Genomic DNA, 21,350 nt, shown 5'->3' with positions numbered 1-21,350 from the left:
AAGTGTCGCTAGCGCGACGGCTTTATTTAATCGGGTTTATCGCACCCGAAGGCGAGTTACTTTCTTTTGCGCGGCCAAAAGAAAGTAACCAAAGAAAAGGCCGCCCGGTTGCCGCTTGTATCCTGCGCTCCTCGCTTTCGCCGAGGGTTGCCAGAAGGGCCATCCTTGGCCCTCTGGCAACGCGCTGCATCCATGCAGCGCCCCTACGGGCTATTCTCGCCGAAAGCTGCGGTGCTCGGCACGGCAAACGGGGTGAAACCGCCCGTGCGTAACATCAGTTATAAATGCCGCAACCGGGGCTTCAGTTAAACGATCTCCGGAGAATTCAGCACGCGGTGCAGTATTTCTTCTTCCAGCTGAATCAACCTGGGGTTGTCGCGGTGGCGCGGGCGCGGCAGATCAACGCGGATATCCAGATCAATCTTGCCGCCGTCGAGCAGAATGACGCGGTCGGCCAAGGTGACGGCTTCCGAAATGTCATGCGTGACCAGTACGGCCGTGAATCCGCTTTCCAGCCATACTTTTTCTATCAGTTGCTGCATCTCTATCCGGGTCAAGGCGTCCAGCGCCCCCAGTGGCTCATCCAGCAACAGCAGGCGCGGCTCGTGCACCAGGGCGCGCGCCAGCGCCACGCGCTGCCGTTGCCCGCCTGACAGAACCGATGGCCAGTCATTGGCCCTGGATTCAAGCCCGACATGCCTCAATGCCTCCAGCGCCCGGCCCTTTCCCGCCTTGCCCAGACCCAGGCCGACGTTATCGAGCACTCTCTGCCAGGGCAGCAGGCGCGCTTCCTGAAACATGACCCGGGCATGGCCGTTGAGCTGCCGGTGCACTTTGTCATCGTAAAAAACGGTGCCTTCATCCGGCTGGTCCAGCCCTGAAATCAGCCGCAACAAGGTGCTCTTGCCGCAACCGCTTCGCCCGACAATGGCGACAAAACTGCCCGGTTCGATCATCAGGTTTAAATTTTCCAGAACGGTCAGTTCGCCAAACCGTTTGCTTACCTGTTGCAGTTTGAGCGTAAGACTGGATGTATGCTTTGAATTTGCTTTCATTGCGAAAATTGCGCTGCTTGCCTTATTTGTGGTTAAAACCGGGATGCCATTGCAGAATACGGCCTTCAAGAAAATGGACCGCCGCATCGGCCAGCTTGCCCAGCAAGGCGTAGATCAGAATGGCCAGAATCACGACATCCGTCTGCATGAACTCACGGGCGTTCATCGCCATGTAACCGATGCCGGAGGTGGTAGCGATGGTCTCCGCGACGATCAGCGTCAGCCACATCAGCCCCAGCGAATAACGCAGCCCCACCAGGATAGAAGGCAGCGCGCCCGGAAAAATGATCTGGGAAAACAGCTGCCAGGGGCTCAGGCCATAAACGCGGCCCATCTCGATCAATTGCGGGTCGGTCGTTTTTATGCCGTGATAGGTGTTGGCATAGATCGGGAAAAACACCCCCAGCGTCACCAGAAACACCTTGCCTTCCTCGCCGATGCCGAACCAGATGATGACCAGCGGAATCAACGCCAGATGCGGCACGTTTCTGACCATCTGCACGGTGGTATCGAGAAAACGCTCTGCGGTCCTGAACAGACCGTTAAGAAGACCCAGCAGGAAGCCGATGCTGCCGCCGATCAAAAGCCCCCAGCTTGCGCGCTCGGCGCTGGCAAGGATGTTTTTCGCCAGTTCCCCGGACGCGGTCAGGTTAACCGCCGAGTTGACGATATCGAAAGGCGCCGGCAGAATCCGGGAAGAAATCCAGCTGTTCTGGGCAGCAATGCACCAGGCGGCGATCAGGAAAACAGGCAGGAACCACCCTGAAATCCGGCCGATCAGTCTTGACCGGTCAGGCAACAATTGACCGATGCTCATGATGCACCGACCTTCAGTTCCGATGACACATCGACATGGCCGGTATCGCCGACCGGGCTCAAATAAACGACGGCGTCTTCTTTCTGCTTGCCGGCGTTGACAGGCAGCAACGGAAACAGCAATTCCGCGACGCGATAGGCTTCTTCCAGGTGCGGATAGCCGGACAGCACGAAATTGTCGATGCCCAGATCCGCATATTCCTTGATTCTTGCGGCCACCGTTTCCGGCGAGCCGACCAGCGCCGTTCCTGCGCCGCCCCGGACCAGGCCCACTCCGGCCCACAAGTTCGGCGACACTTCCAGCGCTTCGCGGGTGCGCGAGCCGCCCCACTGGGTCAGTTCCGCCATGCGCCGCTGGCCTTCGGAATCGGATCTTTTGAAAGCCTGTTGCGCCTTGGCTACCGCATCATCATCAACATATTTGATCAGGTCGTCGGCGGCGGCCCAGGCCTCCTCATCGGTTTCCCGCACGATCACGTGCAGGCGCAAGCCGAATTTCAGCGTTCTGCCGTTTTTCGCGGCCTTCTCGCGCACATCGGCGATTTTTTCCGCCACTTGCGCGGGCGGCTCGCCCCAGCTCAAATACGCGTCCATCTCATTCGCCGCAAACTGGTGCGCCGCAGGAGACGAGCCGCCGAAATACAGCGGCGGATGCGGTTTTTGCACGGAAGGGAAAAGCAGTCTGCCGCCCTCTATGCGGGTATGTTTTCCCTGAAAGTCCACTTTCCTGCCTTCCAGCAATTCCCGCCAGATATGCAGAAACTCCTCGGCATGTTCGTAACGGTCGTCATGCGATTGAAAAATCCCGTCCCCGGCCAGCTCGGCCGCATCGCCGCCAACGACCACATTCAGCAACAGCCTGCCGTCGGAGAAACGGTCCAGCGTCGATGTCATCCGCGCTGCCGCCGCCGGCGATAGCACGCCCGGCCTCAAAGCGACCAGAAACTTCAGGCGATTGGTCACGGAAACCAGCGACGACGCGACAATCCAGGCATCCTCGCAGGTGCGGCCGGTCGGAATCAAAACGCCTTCGTAACCCAGTTCATCGGCAGCGCGTGCAATTTGAGTCAGATAGTGATGATTCGCCGGCCGGGCATTGACGGCCGAACCTAAATAGCGGCCATCGCCTTGCGTGGGTAAGAACCAAAAAATTTTCATAATACTGTCCCCTGATCGGTTGTTTATCCGGTTGATTTGAACTGCCGGAACCTTGGGTTCCGGCTACTGTAACGTTTATCTGCCTTGCGGCTGCCAGACGGCGTCCTGCACCTTGATTTGATTGGGCAGTAATTTGACGGCCAGCAGCGTATCGGCAATCTTCTGCTGAGCGGCGGTTACTTCAGGCTTCAAAGGCTCCGGACCGTAGTTGCTGCGGCGCAATGCTCTTTCGAGGATTTTGGCGTCGATGCCGACATGCGTCGCCAGTTTTTGCGAGGCTTCGGCGGGATTGTCCTTGATCCATTGGTCCGTTTTGCGGACTTCATCGAGCACTACGTCGAGCAGCGCCGGATATTGCTCGGCAAAGTCGCGCCTTGAGGTATAGAACGCGTAGTTGTTCACGATGCCTTCGCCGGTCGTTAAAGCGCGCGCGCCCAGCTGGATTTCGGCGGCGGCATAGAAATAATCCCAGATCGACCAGGCCGCCACGTCGCCGCGCTCAAGAGCGGCCCTGGCATCCGCCGGCGCCAAATAGGCCACGCTGATGTCGTCCAGCGTCAGGCCGGCTTTCGCCAGGGCCTGGATCAGGAAAAAATGCGCGTTCGAGCCTTTGGCGACCGCCACCTTCTTGCCCTTCAGATCGGCAATGGTTTTCAGTTCGGAATCGGCTTTGACGACAATGCCTTCGCCCTGCGGCGAGGCGGGCTCGTTGGCGATGTAGACAATGGAAGAGCCCTTGGACGCCTGAGCGGCGACAGGCGGCGTCTCGCCGGTAATGGCAAAATCCAGGCTGCCGGCGTTCAATGCTTCCAGCATCGGCGGCCCGAACTGGAATTCCGCCCAGTTCACTGTCACGCCGTGCTCTTTCAGGCGCTTTTCCAGCTCGCCGGTCGATTTGAGAATAATCAAGGGGCCGTACTTCTGATAGCCCAGAGTGATTTCCTTCGGCCAGTCCTCGCCTGCCGCGTAAGCTGTGCTGGAAACTGCTGTCGCCATAGCGGCAACCGCCATTAATGACTGAATGGCTGTGAAAAAGCGTTTCTTACTCATAAAATTCCCCCCGGGTTGATTAATATTCTGTTGGTTCATAGTCTTTTTGAGGTGTGGGCAAACCGGCTGCAAACACTAACGCGCGAACCTGTTCCCTGAGTCTTGACTCGGTTTCATCGTCCAGTGACAAGAGCCCGTACGGGTCCCTTTGAATCAGGTCGTCCGAGACAAAAAAGCCGCTCAGCACATGCGTGGCGCCTAAAGCGGTCAACACGGGCTTCAGCGCGTAATCGATGGCGAGCAGGTGTTTAGAGGACCCGGCCGTCATGATCGGCAGGACGATTTTTTCGGCCAGGGATTTTTGCGGCAGCAGATCCAGAAAAGCTTTCAGGGCACCGCTGTAGGAAGCCTTGTAAACCGGAGACGCAACGATGACGCCGGCTGCGCGCTCAATGTGTCCGGTCACATGGTTCAGGTGCGGACTGTCCTTTCCGGCCCCGTAAATCAATTCTTGCGCCGGAATATCCCGCACGGACAGCAGTTGCGTGGAAAAACCATACGCTTCAACCTGGGCGAGGATCCGTTTCAGCAAGTCAGTGGATTTTGACTGTTCAGCTGTACTGCCTGCTATGGCAACAATATGAGACATAAATTTATTCTCCTGATTTTTATCAATGCGAATGGCTGTTCAATGCATTACAGCCAATAAATCAAACCGAAATAGAGCGACGTATCGTCCCGGTCAAAATCATGCTGGAGACGAAGGTTTGAGCCCACGTGCTTGATGCGTCCGGCATAACCCAACAGGCCGCTGACGCCGTTTTCTCCGGGGTTCGGGCTGGTCATACCCCCGCCAACGAATATGGAACTCAGCAAGCTGTCATGTCCCACTAACTGGCCCGGAAAGACGACCGCCTCCAGCGTTTCTTCCCGGCGACCATTAGGCAGCGCTTTGTTGATATAGCGAAAATCGACCAGTTCGCCGAGCTCCCAGGTATTTAAACGCCTGTTAAAAGTAGGCGTTAAATGAGCCACGGGATTGGTAAACTCCATGCCGGTCGGCCCCATTGCCCGCCCCAGACGCGCTTCATGACTCAAAAAACCGTTACGGAAACCCAGGCTGCCGCTTATCATCAAATCCTTGGAGCCATCGACCTTGCCGATGGTGTTGTCGATATACAGAACCTCGAGTGCGGGACGCAACAACTGTCCGTGGTCCGGCATAACGTAACCGAAAGAGCTTCGCCACTGTTCGCCGTCGCTTCCCCATGAGGCCATCAGCTCTGTGTTGTACAGCGCGACATAGCCGCCGGGATAATCCTGGCCCTGAAAATTCTGCCATTGCGTCGACAGGATGTACCGGATGCCCTGCCACTGGTTTTTATAAGAGACCCTGGCAAACTGAATGTCCTGGTCGCTGAATTCCCGGTCGACGAAACCGCCGCCGAAACCCAGGCCGGAAGGCAGCCGGTATTCGCCTTGCACCTCGGTCTGGCTGCTGTCGCCGACGAGCACTTCCTGTGCCCCCAGGAAGGCATCCCCCAGTTCCGGATGCGTCAGCAGCGGGCGCACATAGCCGCCGAAATAATGCGTGTCCTGTCCGCCGTTCTCAGGCGCTATGATCCCGTAACCGCCTTTAAAGACAGGTGACCAGAGAAAGCTGTTGACCTGAAAATCGCCATTGTCCTTGCGGTCGTAAAAGGTATCGATTTTTCCAAGTTTCAAGTAAGGCGAATCCATGTTGTCGGCATAGGCATCAGGCTGAACAACCCATAAAGATGCAAGAACCATGCTCTTGGCCAATGCCGATGAAAAGCCATTTTTGTTAAAGCCTTTCTGATGACCTGAAGAATCAGATAACGGCACTGCTACTGACTTTTTAGCCGCAGATTCAAAAACAATCACAATTAAATTCCCCTTGTTTTAATTAACCTTTGGTTGTCCAGTCAGTTTTATTTATTTTTTTAATTTCAGATTTTCAACAGGTCCGCAATCCTGCCAGCCATGAGTCATGCCCTGCTTGTCATCTCGCAACTCTCAGCCGGAATTGAAAGTTGTCCGCCCGGCAGTACAGGTATTCGAAATCCAGCGGGATGCCGTCACTGTTGTGGGTGAGCCGCTCGATGCGCAGAATCGGCGAATCCTCGGAGACCTGCAGTAATCCGGCGAGCTCTGCATCGGCCAGCACCGCATCGATAGTCAAATCGGCGTAGCCAAGCGGAATGCCGTAATCGTTCTCCTGGATCAGGAAAAGATCGCGGGTAGTCAGGTCCTCTTTGGCGAGCCGTTCCCCGATGCTGACGCTCAAATAAGTGATGTCGAACGACACCGGCTCCCGGTTGAGATGGCGCACCCGCCTCAGCTCCGTTACCAGGCTGCCCTCTTCCAGGCCAAGCTGCTGCGCTACTTTCGCACTGGCGGGCAGGAATTTCAGGCTGATCAGGCGGTTGTAGATTTCGTGCCCCTGCTGCGCCATCGCTTCCGCAAAGCCCTGAAGGCGCGCCAACGATTGAAACGGCTTGGGCTTGGAAACGAACATTCCCTTGCCGACCACTTTGAAAAGCAGTCCTTCTTTCTCCAACTCCCCCAAAGCCTGACGCACGGTAATGCGGCTGACGCCGTAACGGCCGATCAGATCGCTTTCCGACGGCAGCCGCTGGTGAGGCTGGTAGGTGCCGACAACGATATCGGCCCGCAGTTCGTCACGGATGCGCGCGTATAAAGGCCCCGGCGCCTGCTGAGCGGATTTGTTGGGCGGCATGATAGGTATCGTCATGATAGGACTCGTCATTACAGGTTATTACTTGCACGTTTATTGCAAAACCGATGCCAAGTTTGGACAAGAACGACTGCATCTTGCTATATCATTGATAATATGGAAGTTCTTATGAGCGCAAAGAGTCAGGCAAGCCCTGCGCAGCCGGCGGGCACCGCTCTTGGTTCTGCTGGATTATCAGCATTTGCTGTTGATTGACTGCTCGGAAATCAACAGCGCCCGCAATGGCGCATAGCGGTTTGACTTGCTTGCAAAGGACAGAGACAGGCTGACCATAATGCTGCCTGGTAAACAGGAACTGTTACTCCGCTGTTGATTTGGCAACAGATCGTCAATGTGCAAGCGGGACGGGGTTTGCAACCAATGCCATTAAGTTAAGACTTGTTTCGTTCGCCCTGCTCCTTCGACTACGCTCAGGACTAAAGGCTTTGTCGAAGGGTGAGCGGAACAAGTCGTTAAGCCATTCATGGTTCGACAAGCCTGTCCTGAGCGCAGCCGAAGGGCTCACCACGAACGGCTTAACTTAACGGCATTGGGTTTACACCCCCCGTCCCTAACGTTTCCACGATGTCTGAGCCAAGCGACGCACATAATCAATGCCAAACATCTCAAACGAGACAATATGCCTCCGTCCCGCCGCATCCGGACATTAACTCCAGCTCCGCCCTTACTCGGTACGAATTTTGCGTTCGTTAAACGAAACCACCGTATTGCCTTTATCCGATCGGCAGGAACAGATGAGAGTATGAAGTTTTTTACCTTGCTCATTCCTCCGGTAAGTGATGGAGCTACGCGGATAACTTTTTTCCCTCGATCTATAAGCGAATCCATTTCCTATGAGCAAATACACACTCAACGTCAACGGCGAGCCGAGAACCGTGGACGTTGCCTCTGACACCCCTTTGTTGTGGGTGCTGCGCGACCATCTCAACCTGGTCGGCGCCAAGTTCGGCTGCGGCGTCGGCCAGTGCGGCGCCTGTACCGTGCATATCGACGGTGTGCCTACCCGAGCCTGTCTGACACCTGTCTCCAACGTCGAAAAAAACCGGATCACCACCATTGAAGGGCTAGCTCCGAACGGCGGGCATCCCTTGCAGCAGGCCTGGCAGGAACTCGATGTGCCGCAATGCGGTTATTGCCAGGCCGGCCAGATCATGACCGCCGCCGCGCTGCTGAAAAAAAATCCGCATCCTTCGGACCAGGACATCGACGCCGCACTGGCCGGCAATCTGTGCCGTTGCGGCACTTATCTGCGTATTCGCGCGGGCATCCATCGCGCGGCTGAAATCGCCGGCAAGGAGTCAGTATGAGTGCAGATCTTCTTGAAAATGCCGGCCGCCGCGACTTTCTGCGCAAGTCCGCGCTGGCCGGCGGCGGCCTGATCCTCGGCTCTTATCTGAATACGGCCTACAGCGCGGCGAATCTGGTCGCCAAGCCGTCCGCCCTCGCTGAACAGGAGGCGTTCAGACCCAACGCTTTCATCCGCATCGCTCCGAGCGGCGCGGTGACGCTGATCAGCAAGCAGCCCGAAATCGGCCAGGGCATCAAGACCTCCTTGCCCATGATCATCGCCGAGGAACTGGAGGTCAACTGGAAGGATGTTCTCATCATCCAGGGCGACCTCGATCCGGCTTACGGCAGCCAGAATGCCGGCGGCTCGCGCTCGACGCCGACCAATTACGAGGAGTTCCACCGGCTCGGCGCGACCGCGCGCACCATGCTCGTCGAAGCGGCCGCGCGGATTTGGGTGCTTTCCGCATCGGAACTCATCGCCCGGGACGGCGCCGTCCATCATCCGGCTACCGGCCGCAAGCTTGGCTATGGTCAGCTGGTCGCCACGGCCGCCGACCTGCCGGTTCCTGATGCCGGATCGGTCCGGTTGAAATCGCCTGAAAGTTACAAACTGCTCGGCACGCGCATCGGCGGCGTCGACAATCCATCCATCGTGACCGGCAAGCCCCTGTTCGGCATCGACGTCCAATTGCCGGGCCTGCTTTATGCGGTCTACGAGAAATCGCCGGCTTTCGGCGGCAAGGTCGTCAGCGCCAATCTGGACGAGATCAAGTCGCTGCCCGGCGTGCGCGCCGCCTTCATTATCGAAGGCGGCGCCGATCTCAAAGGCTTGCTGCCCGGCGTGGCTATCGTCGCCGACTCGACCTGGGAGGCCTTCAGCGCCCGCAAACATCTAAAGGTCGTCTGGGATGAAGGCAAGGTGGCGGCGGAAAGCTGGACGGGTTTCGCCGCCAGGGCTCAGGAACTGTCCTGGCAGCCCGGCGCGGAGGTTCTGCGCAATGACGGCGATGCCAAGACGGCGCTCGAGAAAGCCGATAAAACGGTCGAAGCGGCTTACAGTTATCCCTTCATCTCGCACGCCAGCATAGAACCGCAGAATTGCACCGCCTGGCACAAGGACGGGACGATTGAAATCTGGGCGCCTACGCAAAATCCCGAAGCCGGCCAGAAAATTGGCTCGCAGACACTGGGCATCCCCAAGGACCAAATCACCCTGCACATTACCCGCAGCGGCGGCGGTTTCGGACGACGCCTGATACCGGACTATATTATCGAAGCGGCGGCCATCGCCCAGCGCGTGGCGGCGCCAGTCAAGCTGACCTGGACGCGCGAGGACGATCTGCGTCACGACCAATACCGCGCCGGCGGCTTCCACTTCCTGCGCGGCGGGCTCGACGACAAGGGCAAGCTGATCGCCTGGCACAACCATTTTGTGACGTTCGCCCATCAGGTCGTCGTGGACGGCAAACCTTCATTGGAACTCGGCAGCGGCGCCAACCTGTCCGGCGACGAATTTCCCGGCCGCTGGGTGGAAAACTGCCTCCTGGAGCAGACGCCTCTGGAATGCGGCATTCCGATGGGCCCCTGGCGCGCGCCGCGCAGCAACGTACTGGCGTGGGTGTTTCACAGCTTTATCGACGAGCTGGCGCATGCCGCCGGCCGCGACCCGCTGGAATTTCGTCTGGAAATCCTGGGCGACAAGGGCTTTCTCCTGGGCACCGACAAACAAGGCATTCCCTATGACGTCGACCGCATGAAGCACGTGCTGCGGCATGTGGCGGAAAAAGCCGAGTGGGGCAAAAAAACCTTTCCGCGCGGACAGGGCCAGGGCATCGCCTTCCATTTCAGCCATCGCGGCTATATTGCTCAGGTCGCCGAAGTCACCGTGTCCAGGGAAGGCAAGCTCAAGGTCGACCGCGTCGTGGTTTCGACCGACATCGGTTCGCAAATCGTCAATCTCAGCGGCGCGGAAAATCAGGTGCAGGGATCGGTAGTCGACGGTCTCGGCGCGCTGATGTTCCAGGAACTGAATATCGAGAAAGGCCGCATCGTCCAGAGCAATTTCGGCGATTATCCGATGATCCGCATCGACGATGCCCCGACGCGGGTGGACGTGCATTTTCTCAAGACCAACCATCCGGTGACCGGTCTCGGCGAACCGGCCCTGCCGCCGCTGGCGCCGGCCGTCTGCAACGCGATCTTCGCGGCTACCGGCATACGCGTGCGGCAACTGCCCTTGCTGCGAACCGATCTGAGCTGGAGTTAGCATGCACAAAATCATCGATGAATTCACCGCAGGAAAAAGCCCCGGATAAGTCATGGCCAATAAAATCAATCACCTGATCAATGCCTACCGGCAACTGAAGCAACAGGCCGAAGACTGCGTACTGGCTACCATCATTGAAACTTTCGGCTCGACCTATCAAAAAGCCGGCGCGCGCATGTTAATAACCAAACAAGGCAAATTGATCGGGTTGCTGGGCGGCGGCTGTTTCGAGCGGGATCTGATCGAGCAGGCGCTATCGGTTTTCGAGACCGGCGAGGCCAAGGCGGTTTTTTACGATATGCGCTCCCCGGATGACGTGGTCTGGGGGCTGGGCCTGGGCTGCAACGGCGCGGTCAGGGTTTTGCTGCAGTTATTGAAAGCGGAAGAGGATTTCAGACCGCTGAATGTCATTGCCGATGCCGCCGAAGCCAATCTGGCCGGCGTTCTGGTCACTGTATATGAATCCGGGCATCCCGACTTTCCGGTCGGCCATCACTTCCTTCTGCTGAGATCAGTTAAGCGGCAGTTGTTGACTACCACGCCTTTTCCTTTCACGGCACCGACTTTGCAAACCTTATTGCAACAAAAATCGCGCATCGAATCGCATGTAATCAACAATCAGGCCGTTGGGGCATTTTACGATCCTCTCCAGCCGCCATTGCAATTGCTGGTATTGGGCGCCGGCGCCGATGCCATCCCTCTCGTGCAGCTCGCCAAGTCGCTAGGCTGGCGCGTTACAGTGGTCGATCACCGGCCCGGTCATATCAAAAAAGAGCGTTTTCCTCAGGCCGACCGCCTGCTTCACCTCATGCCGCAGGATCTGAACAGCAGTCTGGAACTGAATCGGTTCAACGCGCTGGTATTGATGACGCATAACATCGAATACGATGAGCGCTACCTCAAATCGATCATGTTTTCTCACATTCCGTTTATCGGGCTGTTAGGTCCCTCACATCGCAAGGACAGGCTGTTGCAAAGCCTCGGCAGCGATGCTTCACGAATAAGCAACCGGGTATTCGGGCCGGTCGGTCTGGATATCGGCGCTGAAACGCCGGAAGAAATCGCGTTGTCCATTATGGCCGGCATTCATGCCGAACTGAATGGACGCAGCGGGCAGCCATTGAGCCTTAAGGCCGCATCCGATTTACATGAATGCATACATTGATAACGTTTACGCCATTGTTCTGGCGGCCGGCGCATCCAGCCGCATGGGGCAACCGCTCCTTGCTTCTGAATGCTCGCTCAATTTTGACAAACTCGCCCATGCCGAACCTATACAGGCAGCCATCGATCTTGGTGCCGTCACTGCAATCATTAACCCGGACTGGCAGGAAGGTATAGCCTCTTCCATCCGAACCGGCGTGCAGGCCTTGCCTGAGCCGGCCGCCGCTACGCTGATCCTGCTTGCCGATCAGCCGCTGATTACCACCGCCCGCCTGCAAAAGCTGCTGCATGACTGGCAAAGCGCGCCGCTCCAGATCGTTGCCAGTCAATATCATCGCTCCGGCATTGTTTCCGGCCAGATTTTTCGAGCATCTGCTGACGCTCAGAGGCGACCGGGGCGCCAAGCCACTTTTAATGCAATTCGAAAATAGCCTGCTGAAAATCCCCTTGCCCGAAGCGGAACTCGATATTGATAACAAGGAAGATTTTGGCTATTTAACCGTTCGTTATTCTGCTGAGGAGTAAAACCTGCACATCGTTTTCCAGCATGTGCGATTTCAAGCACGAATCAGTCTTTCAGAGATTTGATCTTTCGATTCTCCGACTTTTTTAAATTGGCCGGATTTCGTCAGTCTATTGGATGTGCCGAGGTACGAGGCGCATTTTTCGCGATTGATGCGCTTCACTATGTTCAGCATATCCTATAGTTCTCAGGCCTTGCTCTTTGATCAATTGCACGACTTTAAGCTTGAAGCTGTCATCGAATTTCCTGCGTTTTTGAGTCATCATTTTCTCCGTTTAGGTAGGGTATTTTCCTCCTATAACGGTGTCCATCAAAATTAGACCACTACACTCATGGAGCACCGGGCATAATAAGTACAATATCTCTAACCGGAGCTAATGGAAAAAACCACGGAACTGTAATTGATAAACAATCACAAGATGAAGCAATTTCACAAGGTAAAAATGCGCTTGGATGGGGGGCTTTAAAATGAAAATATTTTCGTATATTAGCGGGTTAATTGTTGCTACTGTAAGTATAACAAGCCAAGCATTACCCCTTATCCCAATGGCTCAGGTTTTTCAAACCGAAAAGAATGGTTCCATTAGCGAACAATTTTTAATATCAAATGATAGCTTTTCTGCTTTCGTAACCGGAGCAAATAGCAGTGATATTATTTTGACATTACCTAATGGCACATCAATTAATGAAAGCAATGCCAGTAACTACGGCATTAATTGGTCAATTGATACAAGCGATATTAACAATGAATCCTTAATTACAATTGGTTCAGATTCTGCGATCACAGGCACTTTTGCGTTTACAGTAAAGGCCCGGGATCAAGAAAAAGCAGGATTTTCTGTCTTGGAGGATCCAAGTTTGCAATATAGAGCAATCATTGGAAATCCTTCACAGCCTATAACACCTAATACAGAAATACCGTTTTCAGTAATACTGTATTATGCCGGCTTCCCAGCAACGGGAGCCACTATAAACGTTGGTGTATTAGATTCAACGGGAACGACCGTACGTCAATTAACGCTAAAAGATGATGGCCAAGCACCTGACCTTTCAGCGGGCGATGGCGTTTACACGACACTTACTAATCTTGATAAAACTGGCGATTATAAGACGGTGATCAACGCCAACTGGAACAACCATCGAGGGCGCGTTTACGAGGCTTTCTCCGTATCAGAGAAAGATGTTTCTGTTTCAGGCCAATTCAATGTCAAGTTAGTCGATTCTGACAATAACAGTTTAATTAATAACGTCGTTCTAACGTTTGAGGAATTGCAGCCTCGCTTGCCGGGAACTTATTCAGTTACTGCCGAGATTAAAGACGCTTCAGGTACGAGTGTTACGGAAACTTCCTTGGTTGATCAGCCAGAAACGCCTCTAAGTGTCACTTTTGATGTAAAAAAATTAAAAACATTAAGTGCTCAGCCTTGGCATGTTTCTTCGCTCAATATCTGGAAGGGCCCCAAAGTTTTAGGGGTATGGAACAATCTGGGTGAACTGAATATTGATATCAGTCATTTCGAGCGCGATCCTTTAATTGTTAAAGACATTGTCGGCGATCGAGGAATTGATGCTGATGCGGATGGATTATTTGATAAATTAGAGATTGATGTTTCAATTGATACCCTGGTTTCAGGTAATTACGGTATTTCTGCTGACTTGCGTTCGACCAGTGATAATACCTTGATAGGGAGCATGGGAATCAGCCAACTCAGTCTGAATGCAGGAATAAATACTGTTAAACTCCAATTTATGGGAAGCAATATTGGCGGAAGCGGCAAAGATGGTCCTTATAAATTGACTAATTTTTTAATTTATCCAAATTTTAATACCAGCGCCCAACTTGCTCAGCTAGTTGCTTTAGTAGGAGAAACCAGCGCCTATTCTTGCAGCCAATTTATAGGTTGTAATTCCAGTATGGAAAACGAGGTTATCAGAATTGCTAACGGCTTGTGTGAAAAGCAAGGTTATCAGTTACGTGCAAAATTAAAATTAATTCAAGCAATTGCTAATAAACATCCGGATGTCGCTGAAAAACAACTGGAAGGATTGTATCAACGAGCAAAAGCGATCGAAAGATCAGGCTCCTGCCCCCCTGCTGAGGGCTGGAGCGGCGATAAATGAAATCAAGCTTCTATAATCAATCGGCTTGATTGAGGAAGAAACCCAGCTTATCGAAATAATGGAAGCTGGGTTTCCAACCCTCAATCCAATCTACAAGTACGTCTCCTTTTATGTAAGACGGGAGCTTTGCAGAAACCTGGCTTTACCGCTGACTAGATAATTGTATCTGCAGGGTTTCGTCTTCCAAATTCATTTCGCGTATAAGCAACCGGGTATCCGGGCCGGTCGGCCTGGATATCGGCGCTGAAACATCGCGTTGTCCATCATGGCCGGCATTCATACCCAACTGAATGGGCGTAGCGGGCGGCAACTGAGCCTTAAGGCCGTATCCGATTTACATGAATGCATACATTGATAACGTTACGCCATACAGAATCATATATCTATTAATTAAATATATTTATCTATTTAGATCGTTTTATTGAATAAAAAAACTCTAATAAACTGTGCTCTCTGATCACAGTTCGAGCCTGGACAGACCAGATGCGTACTGAACGAGAATGAATTCGGCACTGAATAAAAGGGGGCATTTATGGATTCACTGGAAAAATATTATCTGCTGGGCATCGCCATAGCGGCTATGGCAGGCGTGCCGGGTTTGTCGGAAGCGGCGAACGGCCATTTCACCCACGGCAATGACGCAGGCAGCAAGACTATGGCCTTTGCCGCCAGACCTGGAAGCCGAAGTTTTCAGACCGCGCCGCGAATAATCAGCCAAGGAACAATCCTCCATGATGCCCGGCTTCTTCAGCAGCGCCAATTGGTTGAGTCCCAAGCAGATAGCCGGCCCGAAAATCCATCGACTATCGCTCCTGCCGGCTAGGCCGCAGCGGTTCTGATCTAGCATTTTCACTCGTTACTCAAAGACAGCGTATGGAAAACTTTACCCCTTATTCGGCACTGGCTGGCGGCGGGCTGATAGGTCTCTCCGCCGGTCTTTTGTGGCTTTTCAACGGACGCATTGCCGGCATCTCCGGCATTACGGGCGGACTGTTTTCATCCCGCAGCCGCGATATCGGCTGGCGTCTTTGCTTTCTTGCCGGCTTGCTGCTGGGCCCTTTAATGTTCAGGGTAGCCGGCGACGAAACGGCAAGCCTTCATATCAGCCCGTCACTGGCGGTGCTGTCGGTCGCGGGCTTGCTGGTGGGTTACGGGACCGGCCTTGGCAATGGCTGTACCAGCGGCCACGGCATCTGCGGGCTGACGCGCCTCTCGTCTCGCTCTGTCGCGGCGACATTGACGTTCATGACCGTTGCCGCAGTTACAGTGTATATCGTGCGCCACTGGCCTGGTGCAGGGAGTTGATGATGGGCGGCTATCTCTCGGCATTGTTTTGCGGAACGCTGTTCGGCCTGGGCCTGACGCTGGCGCAGATGACCAATCCGGAGAAAGTGCTCGGCTTTCTCGATGTCGCCGGGCACTGGGATCCGAGTCTGGCATTGGTCATGGCCGGCGCGCTGACGACCCTGGCCTTGATACAACGGTTGGCCCGGCGCCGGCCGGCACCTATACTGGCATCAAGTTTCAACGAGCCGAAAAAGGCACCCATCGATGTCCGGCTTTTAACCGGCGCGGCATTATTCGGCATAGGCTGGGGATTGTCCGGCATCTGCCCGGGACCGGCCATTGCCGCGCTGAGTTATGGCCGGGTTGAAATCTATGTCTTCACGGCCGCCATGTTCGCGGGCATGGGGCTTTTTCAGCGTCTGCATCGTCCCAAATAACCGGCTGCGCGTTAAGGAATCCAGTTTGGTCTTGATGTTGGGTTACGGTTGGCACGTAGCCCAAGCTATGAAACTTAACTCAACAGGCTTGCATAAGTCCTGTTTAACTGAGGTTACGATAGGCACCCTTTCCCGTTTGCCGCGCCGAGCACCGCAGCTTTCGACGAGAACAGCCCGCAGGGGCGCTGCAGGGATGCAGCGCGTTGCCAAAGGGACAGGAGTCCCTTTTGGCAACCCCTGTTAAAAGCGAGGAGCGCAGGACACAAGCGGCAACCGGGCGGCCTTTCTTTTGGTTCCTTTTCTTTGGCCGCGCAAAGAAAAGGAACTCGCCTTCGGGTGCGACAAATCGGCAGGATGATCGATTTGCACGACCTAGTCGCCTGTCAAGGCGAAAAACAGGGATGTTTTTCGTGAAACCCGATTAAACCAAACCGTCGCGCTAGCGACACTTCACCAAACCGACCTGAATTCAACTTGCTGCGTAACACCAACTGTTTAACCTGTCTGCCCATCAACAGTTGATGCTTCCAGGCTGTTGCTTAACCAACAGCCGTTAACCCGCCCAGCCAATTCCTACCATGCACTAAGATTTATCAATAAGCCGGTGCCGACTGGCAATTACCTCATCAAAGCAGCCGATTGCAAAAATACAAAACATTTACCTTAATAACGGGCAATCCTAAAACCCTGGCCTGAATCTTGCTGTTCTATATCGCCAAGTCTGGAAACCCTCCAAACACGCGGTTTCCACCACGACTGATTTTTTAACGAACAAGCACAGGAAAGATCGAATGAATATGAGCGGCAAGCTGATAACCGGGATATTCGCGAGCGGATTACTCGCACTGACGGCGCTGCCGGCAAACGCGCATCATGCCTTTTCAGCGGAATTCGATGCCGAACAGCCTATCGAGCTGAAAGGCGTTGTAACCAAGCTGGAACTGGTCAATCCGCATAGCTGGCTGTATCTGGACACTAAGCAGCCGGACGGCAGCGTCAAGAACTGGGGCTTCGAATTCGGCGCCCCGTTCAGCCTGAGGCAAAAAGGCATCACCAAGGCCAGCCTGCCGGTCGGCAGCGAAGTCACCATTCAAGGCTACCGGGCCAAGAACGGCAAGGAGTTTGGCTATGCGGTCACTACGATACTGTCGGACGGCCGCAGCGTCAAAACCGGCGGCGCCCAGGACGCACCCGACGCGCAAGCGCAAGGCGCTGCCCAATCTCAATAGTACGGCCCCGCCAGATCTGCCGATTCTTAACGTTGCGTGGCCTAATCGGCTGCGCGATCCAGTCGCCTGACAATCGGTTTCCGTTTCCGGCTGACCAGGCCCAATCAGGCAAGACTGCAGGCTTTGCCTAACGATCAGGAGAACATTCTTGAATACTACACCGAATAGCAGCCAGGACTTAAGGTCTACTGGCATCCCATTCGGGGCGAGCTTGCCGAAGCCCGGCTCAGAGCCCCTTTCGACAAGCACAGCGCGAACGGCATTTAGCGGTGGCACTGCTGAGCCTGCCCGGCTCCAGGACATCGCCATGCTGGCCGGAGGCATCGTGCTATTGCTGATAATGTCTGTCGGCAGTGCATTCGCCGCCGCTAAAAAAATACCCAGGCTGGCCAATGGCAAACCGGATTTCTCCGGGATCTGGCAAACCACCAGCGCCGCTGACTACGATCTGGAGCCGCATGCCAACCGCAAGGACGCGCCGCCCGGCGCCGGCATCGTCGAAGGCCATTACCTGCCCTATCTGCCCAAGGCGCTGGAGCAGAAAAAGAAAAACTTCGAAGCCCGCGCTACCGACGACCCGGCGCTGAAAGGCTACACGCTGGGCGTGCCGCGCGGTATCTATTACCCCGAGCCGTTCCAGATATTTCAGCGCAAACAGGATCTGACGCTGGTGCATCAATTCGGCCATTCGGTGCGCACGATACACACCGACGGCACCGATCATCCCAAGGACCCGTACGACTGGTGGCTGGGCGATTCCCGCGCGCACTGGGAAGGCGATACGCTGGTGGTCGACGTCAGGCACTTCAACGACAAAACCTGGTTCGACCGGGCCGGCAACTTCCACAGCGACGCGCTGCATGTCATCGAAAAATGGGCCTTCCTGGACCCGAACACGATCGAATACAAAGCCACGGTCGAAGACTCTAACGTATTCACGCGCCCCTGGACTATCAGCGTGATTCTGTACCGGCACCGGGAAAAGAATTTTCAGTTGATCGAGGATTACCGGTTCACGCTGGACTACGATCAATACTATCCGCCCAAACCCAATAAGCCATGAAACGCCGGCCAGACAAAGATGAGGACGTTATGAAGCATAAAATGACACACCGACCGGCGGTTATGCCTGGATTGGCGCTTTCGGCAATGTTGATCGCCTGCCAAAGCGTCATTGCCGCGCCAGATGATAAAAAGCCGGAAGCCAAGCCGGCTCAGGCCCCGAAGCAGTTACGGCTGGGCGGGCCGGGCATCGAACAGGAAAGAAGCTTTCCCAAGATCGTCGCCGGCAAATGGATAGGTCCAAGGCTGGCCGATGGACAGCCGGACGTTCAGGGGCATTGGTCGAACACCATCGCCAATCACAACAATTTTACCGACCCGCAAGGCGGCATCATCAATGACCCCAATCCCAATCGGGTCGCCAAAGGCCCGCGCGAGCTGCGTGCGCCCAGCCGGGTCAGCGATCCCGCGGACGGCCAGGTACCGTTTCAGCCCTGGGCGTTGGAGAAGGTCAAAGAATTTCAGGCCAATTTCCATAACCCGCTCAAGCCGGAATATGTCGAGCCGTTGGCTCGCTGCGCGCCGGCCGGGATTCCCAAATCGCTGTACTGGCACGGTTACGAGATCAGCCAATATCCCGGCTATGTGTTGTTCCAGTTCAATTCCGGCACCCGCATCATCCACCTGGACGGCAAGCCGCACCTGCCGGACAACATCAAACTATGGAACGGCGATTCGCGCGGTCACTGGGAAGGCAACATGCTGGTGGTGGACGTCGCCAATCATAACGGCAAGGCCTTGTTCGGCCGTTCCGGCGAATTCATCAGCGAAAACGGCCACATCCAGGAACGCTATATTTTCAGCAATGACGGCAAACGCTACACCTACGAGGCGCTGCTGACCGATCCGACCGTTTATACCCGGCCGTTCACCATAACGGTGCCGGCCCGCAAATGGACGGCGAAGGACCAGCCCAACGGCTGGCACTTCGAAGTGGAACCGGCCACTCATGCCGGCAAGGAGACGATACTGGATCAGTACGAACGCATCTGCGCCGAGAATAACGGCAGCTTTGGATTAGGCGCCGTCGAGCAGGCCAAGAAGTAAATTTTTGAGACTTGTAATATGTCACTGATCGAATTTTCCCAAACTCTTTACGACTCCGAACTGGGCACCGCGCTGCGCGAATCGGTTTACATGTTTCCGATTATCGAAGGCCTGCACCTGATCGGCCTGGCCGTTTCGGTGGGCCTGCTGTTTTTTGTCGATTTCCGCCTGCTCGGCCTGTTCTTGCCGCAGTTGCCGGTCGCGCAGGTGCTGCACCCGCTCAGGCCGTGGCTGCTGGGCGGATTCATACTGACCTTCGCGACCGGGATTTTGCTGTTTGTCGCGACGGCTTCCAAAATCATCACGCTGCCGGTGTTTTTCTACAAGCTCGGCTTCATCGCCCTGGCCGGCGTCAATGCCCTGTGGTTCGAGCTGAAATGGGGGCGCGACGTCGACGCCTGGGGTGCCGGGCCGGCGCTGCCGGCCACGGTCAGAGTCGCCGGATTCACATCGCTGACGCTGTGGAGCCTGACCATTATCGCCGGACGCCTGATCCCTTATCTGAGTTACTGATGTTACGCACGAACGACTTTATCCCGTTTGCCGCGCCGAGCACCGGAGCTTTTAACAGATCAGGCCCGCAGGGGCGCGGCAGGGATGCCGCGCGTTGCCAAAGGGACAGGAGTCCCTTTTGGCAACGCCTGTTAAAAGCGAGGAGCGCAGGATACAAGCGGCAACCGGGCGGCCTTTCTTTTGGTTCCTTTTCTTTGGCCGCGCAAAGAAAAGGAACTCGCCCTCGGGTGCGAGAACCCGATTAACACAACTGTCGCGTTAGCGACACTTTGCTAAACCGATCTAACTTCAACTGACCGCGTAACATCAGTGAGTTATCAATAACCTTAAGAATCATCATTGTTATGACAGCACTTGAAACGTTTAAAACGCTGCAATCCAGCGACTTCGGCCGATTCCTCGGCGGCCTGGACCATCTGTTATGCGCCGTGATGGAGCTCGGCCATATCGCCGGGATGATATTGCTGCTGTCGTCGGTATTATTGACCAGCCTGAATCTGCTGGGTCTGGGCTTGCGCAATGTACCGCTGGCACAGATCGAACGCAGTACTGCCCGACTGTTCTGGACGGGCTTGGCGCTCCTGGTGGTGTCCGGTCTACTGATTTTCATTCCGGCCGCGACCAGCTATTACCCCAACGATTTCTTTTGGGCCAAATTTGTCCTGCTGGGCCTGGCCTTGCTGGTTTACTTGACGCTGTACCGCAAAGTCGCCGCCGCCGAATCCCGCGGCACATGGCTGGCAAAAACCACCGGAGGGCTGGTGCTGAGCTTGTGGATCGGCGTAGCGTTTGCCGGACGCTTTATCGGTTTTTTCTGAATCCGGGAATGCCATCGACAAGCGCATGACGAGCCTTTACTTGCCGGCATCGGACTTTACCTGCTAGAGAATCCATTCCATTTATGAATTTATCCAAGAAATCCGCTCTGAAATTACTCGCCACGGGACCTGCTTTAGCCATGACCTCGCTGCTGGCGGCCTGCAATATTTCTGCGACCGAGCCGAGCCCGCCCTTCAAGCCGACTGCGACACTGCAGGAAATCATGACCTCTGTCATCGACCCCAATATCGACTTCGTCTGGAATTCGGTATCGTCGGTCAGCACGGCCAACGGCACCGAGGAACGCCGCCCGCAAACCGACGGGGACTGGCTGGTCCTCAGGCAACATGCATTGACCGTCGCCGAAGCCGGCAACCTGTTGCTGATCAAGGACCGGCCCATTGCGGCCGCCAGCGCCAAAACTTCCAGCGGCGGCGCCGAATTGAACCCGGCGGATATCACAAAACTGATAGCTGCCAACCGCAACGAATACGTCAATCGGGTCCATAATTTTCAGGCCGCCGCGCAGCAACTGGTCGCAGCGATAGACGCCAAAAACGTCGAGGATCTGGAAAGGGCCGGCGGCGAAGTCGAACAGGCCTGCGAACAATGTCATAGTCAATTTTGGTATCCGGGCGATAGCCGGCCCAAATAGTCGAATGCTGGGTTTAGTTCGGTAGGGTACGAGACTGTGAAAGTATTCAAAATTTTTCTCTTTGACGTCTATATGCTGTTATATGCAAATATAAAATGCACAATATATTGTGGTTAAAATTTTAAAAAACGAATACTTT

The 21,350-nt window shown here is 55.0% G+C and carries 21 protein-coding genes; 14 read left to right on the top strand and 7 right to left on the bottom strand.

Translation table 11 applies throughout. The features are described from left to right. Nucleotides 1-305: 305 nt before the first annotated feature. The 7 genes from V2P20_RS00685 to V2P20_RS00655 all read right to left on the bottom strand — a co-directional run bounded on the left by V2P20_RS00685 (nt 306) and on the right by V2P20_RS00655 (nt 6,795). A complete protein-coding gene (locus tag V2P20_RS00685; RefSeq protein ID WP_331814957.1) occupies nt 306-1,055 on the bottom strand; it encodes an ATP-binding cassette domain-containing protein in 750 nt (249 codons plus the stop codon). A gap of 22 nt (nt 1,056-1,077) precedes the next feature. Next, nucleotides 1,078-1,872: an ABC transporter permease subunit gene (locus tag V2P20_RS00680; protein WP_331814955.1), complete on the bottom strand. Its 795-nt coding sequence runs from the start codon at nt 1,870-1,872 to the stop codon at nt 1,078-1,080. After that, nucleotides 1,869-3,029: an FMNH2-dependent alkanesulfonate monooxygenase gene (gene ssuD / locus V2P20_RS00675; protein ID WP_331814953.1), complete on the bottom strand. Its 1,161-nt coding sequence runs from the start codon at nt 3,027-3,029 to the stop codon at nt 1,869-1,871. Before ssuD ends, V2P20_RS00680 begins: the two co-directional genes overlap by 4 nt. Before the next feature lie 75 nt (nt 3,030-3,104). Continuing rightward, the gene (locus V2P20_RS00670; RefSeq protein ID WP_331814951.1) at nt 3,105-4,079 is read right to left on the bottom strand and encodes a sulfonate ABC transporter substrate-binding protein; all 975 of its coding nucleotides are present in this window, start codon (nt 4,077-4,079) and stop codon (nt 3,105-3,107) included. Between the two features lie 19 nt (nt 4,080-4,098). Next, nucleotides 4,099-4,668: an NADPH-dependent FMN reductase gene (ssuE, locus tag V2P20_RS00665; RefSeq protein WP_331814949.1), complete on the bottom strand. Its 570-nt coding sequence runs from the start codon at nt 4,666-4,668 to the stop codon at nt 4,099-4,101. Between the two features lie 47 nt (nt 4,669-4,715). After that, nucleotides 4,716-5,924 carry a hypothetical protein gene (locus tag V2P20_RS00660; RefSeq protein WP_331814947.1) on the bottom strand — a complete coding sequence of 403 codons (1,209 nt, stop codon included), beginning with the start codon at nt 5,922-5,924 and terminating at the stop codon, nt 4,716-4,718. A 118-nt stretch (nt 5,925-6,042) separates the two neighbouring features. Further along, nucleotides 6,043-6,795 (bottom strand): GntR family transcriptional regulator, encoded by a 753-nt coding sequence (locus V2P20_RS00655; RefSeq protein ID WP_331814945.1) that lies wholly within the window; start codon nt 6,793-6,795, stop codon nt 6,043-6,045. 836 nt (nt 6,796-7,631) lie between these two features. Between V2P20_RS00655 and V2P20_RS00650 the strand changes: the two genes are divergently transcribed. The 14 genes from V2P20_RS00650 (at nt 7,632) to V2P20_RS00585 (ending at nt 21,211) form a co-directional block, all read left to right on the top strand. Next, entirely contained in the window at nt 7,632-8,105 is a 474-nt protein-coding gene (locus V2P20_RS00650) for a (2Fe-2S)-binding protein (RefSeq protein ID WP_331814943.1), read from the top strand. Further along, complete coding sequence (locus V2P20_RS00645) at nt 8,102-10,354, top strand: molybdopterin cofactor-binding domain-containing protein (protein ID WP_331814941.1); 2,253 nt, start codon at nt 8,102-8,104, stop codon at nt 10,352-10,354. The genes V2P20_RS00650 and V2P20_RS00645 overlap by 4 nt, the downstream gene beginning before the upstream one ends. A gap of 52 nt (nt 10,355-10,406) precedes the next feature. Continuing rightward, nucleotides 10,407-11,519, top strand: coding sequence for an XdhC family protein (locus tag V2P20_RS00640; protein WP_331814940.1), 1,113 nt, complete (start codon nt 10,407-10,409; stop codon nt 11,517-11,519). Further along, nucleotides 11,503-11,949, top strand: a complete 447-nt coding sequence (locus tag V2P20_RS00635; protein WP_331814938.1) for an NTP transferase domain-containing protein — start codon at nt 11,503-11,505, stop codon at nt 11,947-11,949. The genes V2P20_RS00640 and V2P20_RS00635 overlap by 17 nt, the downstream gene beginning before the upstream one ends. Before the next feature lie 560 nt (nt 11,950-12,509). Beyond that, entirely contained in the window at nt 12,510-14,162 is a 1,653-nt protein-coding gene (locus V2P20_RS00630) for a choice-of-anchor X domain-containing protein (protein ID WP_331814936.1), read from the top strand. 532 nt (nt 14,163-14,694) lie between these two features. Continuing rightward, on the top strand, nt 14,695-14,985 hold the full coding sequence (locus V2P20_RS00625) for a hypothetical protein (protein WP_331814933.1): 291 nt from the start codon (nt 14,695-14,697) through the stop codon (nt 14,983-14,985). A 50-nt stretch (nt 14,986-15,035) separates the two neighbouring features. Further along, complete coding sequence (locus tag V2P20_RS00620; protein ID WP_331814930.1) at nt 15,036-15,467, top strand: YeeE/YedE family protein; 432 nt, start codon at nt 15,036-15,038, stop codon at nt 15,465-15,467. Beyond that, a complete protein-coding gene (locus V2P20_RS00615) occupies nt 15,467-15,886 on the top strand; it encodes a DUF6691 family protein (RefSeq protein ID WP_331814928.1) in 420 nt (139 codons plus the stop codon). Before V2P20_RS00620 ends, V2P20_RS00615 begins: the two co-directional genes overlap by 1 nt. Before the next feature lie 791 nt (nt 15,887-16,677). Then, nucleotides 16,678-17,115: a DUF6152 family protein gene (locus V2P20_RS00610; protein ID WP_331814926.1), complete on the top strand. Its 438-nt coding sequence runs from the start codon at nt 16,678-16,680 to the stop codon at nt 17,113-17,115. Nucleotides 17,116-17,263: 148 nt separating this feature from the next. Next, nucleotides 17,264-18,178 (top strand): hypothetical protein, encoded by a 915-nt coding sequence (locus V2P20_RS00605; RefSeq protein WP_331814925.1) that lies wholly within the window; start codon nt 17,264-17,266, stop codon nt 18,176-18,178. A gap of 41 nt (nt 18,179-18,219) precedes the next feature. Further along, nucleotides 18,220-19,224 carry a hypothetical protein gene (locus tag V2P20_RS00600; protein ID WP_331814924.1) on the top strand — a complete coding sequence of 335 codons (1,005 nt, stop codon included), beginning with the start codon at nt 18,220-18,222 and terminating at the stop codon, nt 19,222-19,224. Nucleotides 19,225-19,242: 18 nt separating this feature from the next. After that, nucleotides 19,243-19,737, top strand: coding sequence for a hypothetical protein (locus V2P20_RS00595; protein WP_331814923.1), 495 nt, complete (start codon nt 19,243-19,245; stop codon nt 19,735-19,737). Between the two features lie 344 nt (nt 19,738-20,081). Further along, entirely contained in the window at nt 20,082-20,555 is a 474-nt protein-coding gene (locus V2P20_RS00590; protein ID WP_331814922.1) for a DUF6644 family protein, read from the top strand. A gap of 83 nt (nt 20,556-20,638) precedes the next feature. Continuing rightward, a complete protein-coding gene (locus V2P20_RS00585; RefSeq protein WP_331814920.1) occupies nt 20,639-21,211 on the top strand; it encodes a cytochrome c in 573 nt (190 codons plus the stop codon). The last annotated feature ends 139 nt before the right edge of the window (nt 21,212-21,350 follow it).

This window comes from Methylobacter sp. Wu1 (assembly GCF_036553575.1).
GTDB lineage: Bacteria > Pseudomonadota > Gammaproteobacteria > Methylococcales > Methylomonadaceae > Methylobacter.
The sequence above is the reverse complement of the archived record's forward strand: the minus strand, read 5'-3'. Positions and strand labels throughout refer to the sequence as shown.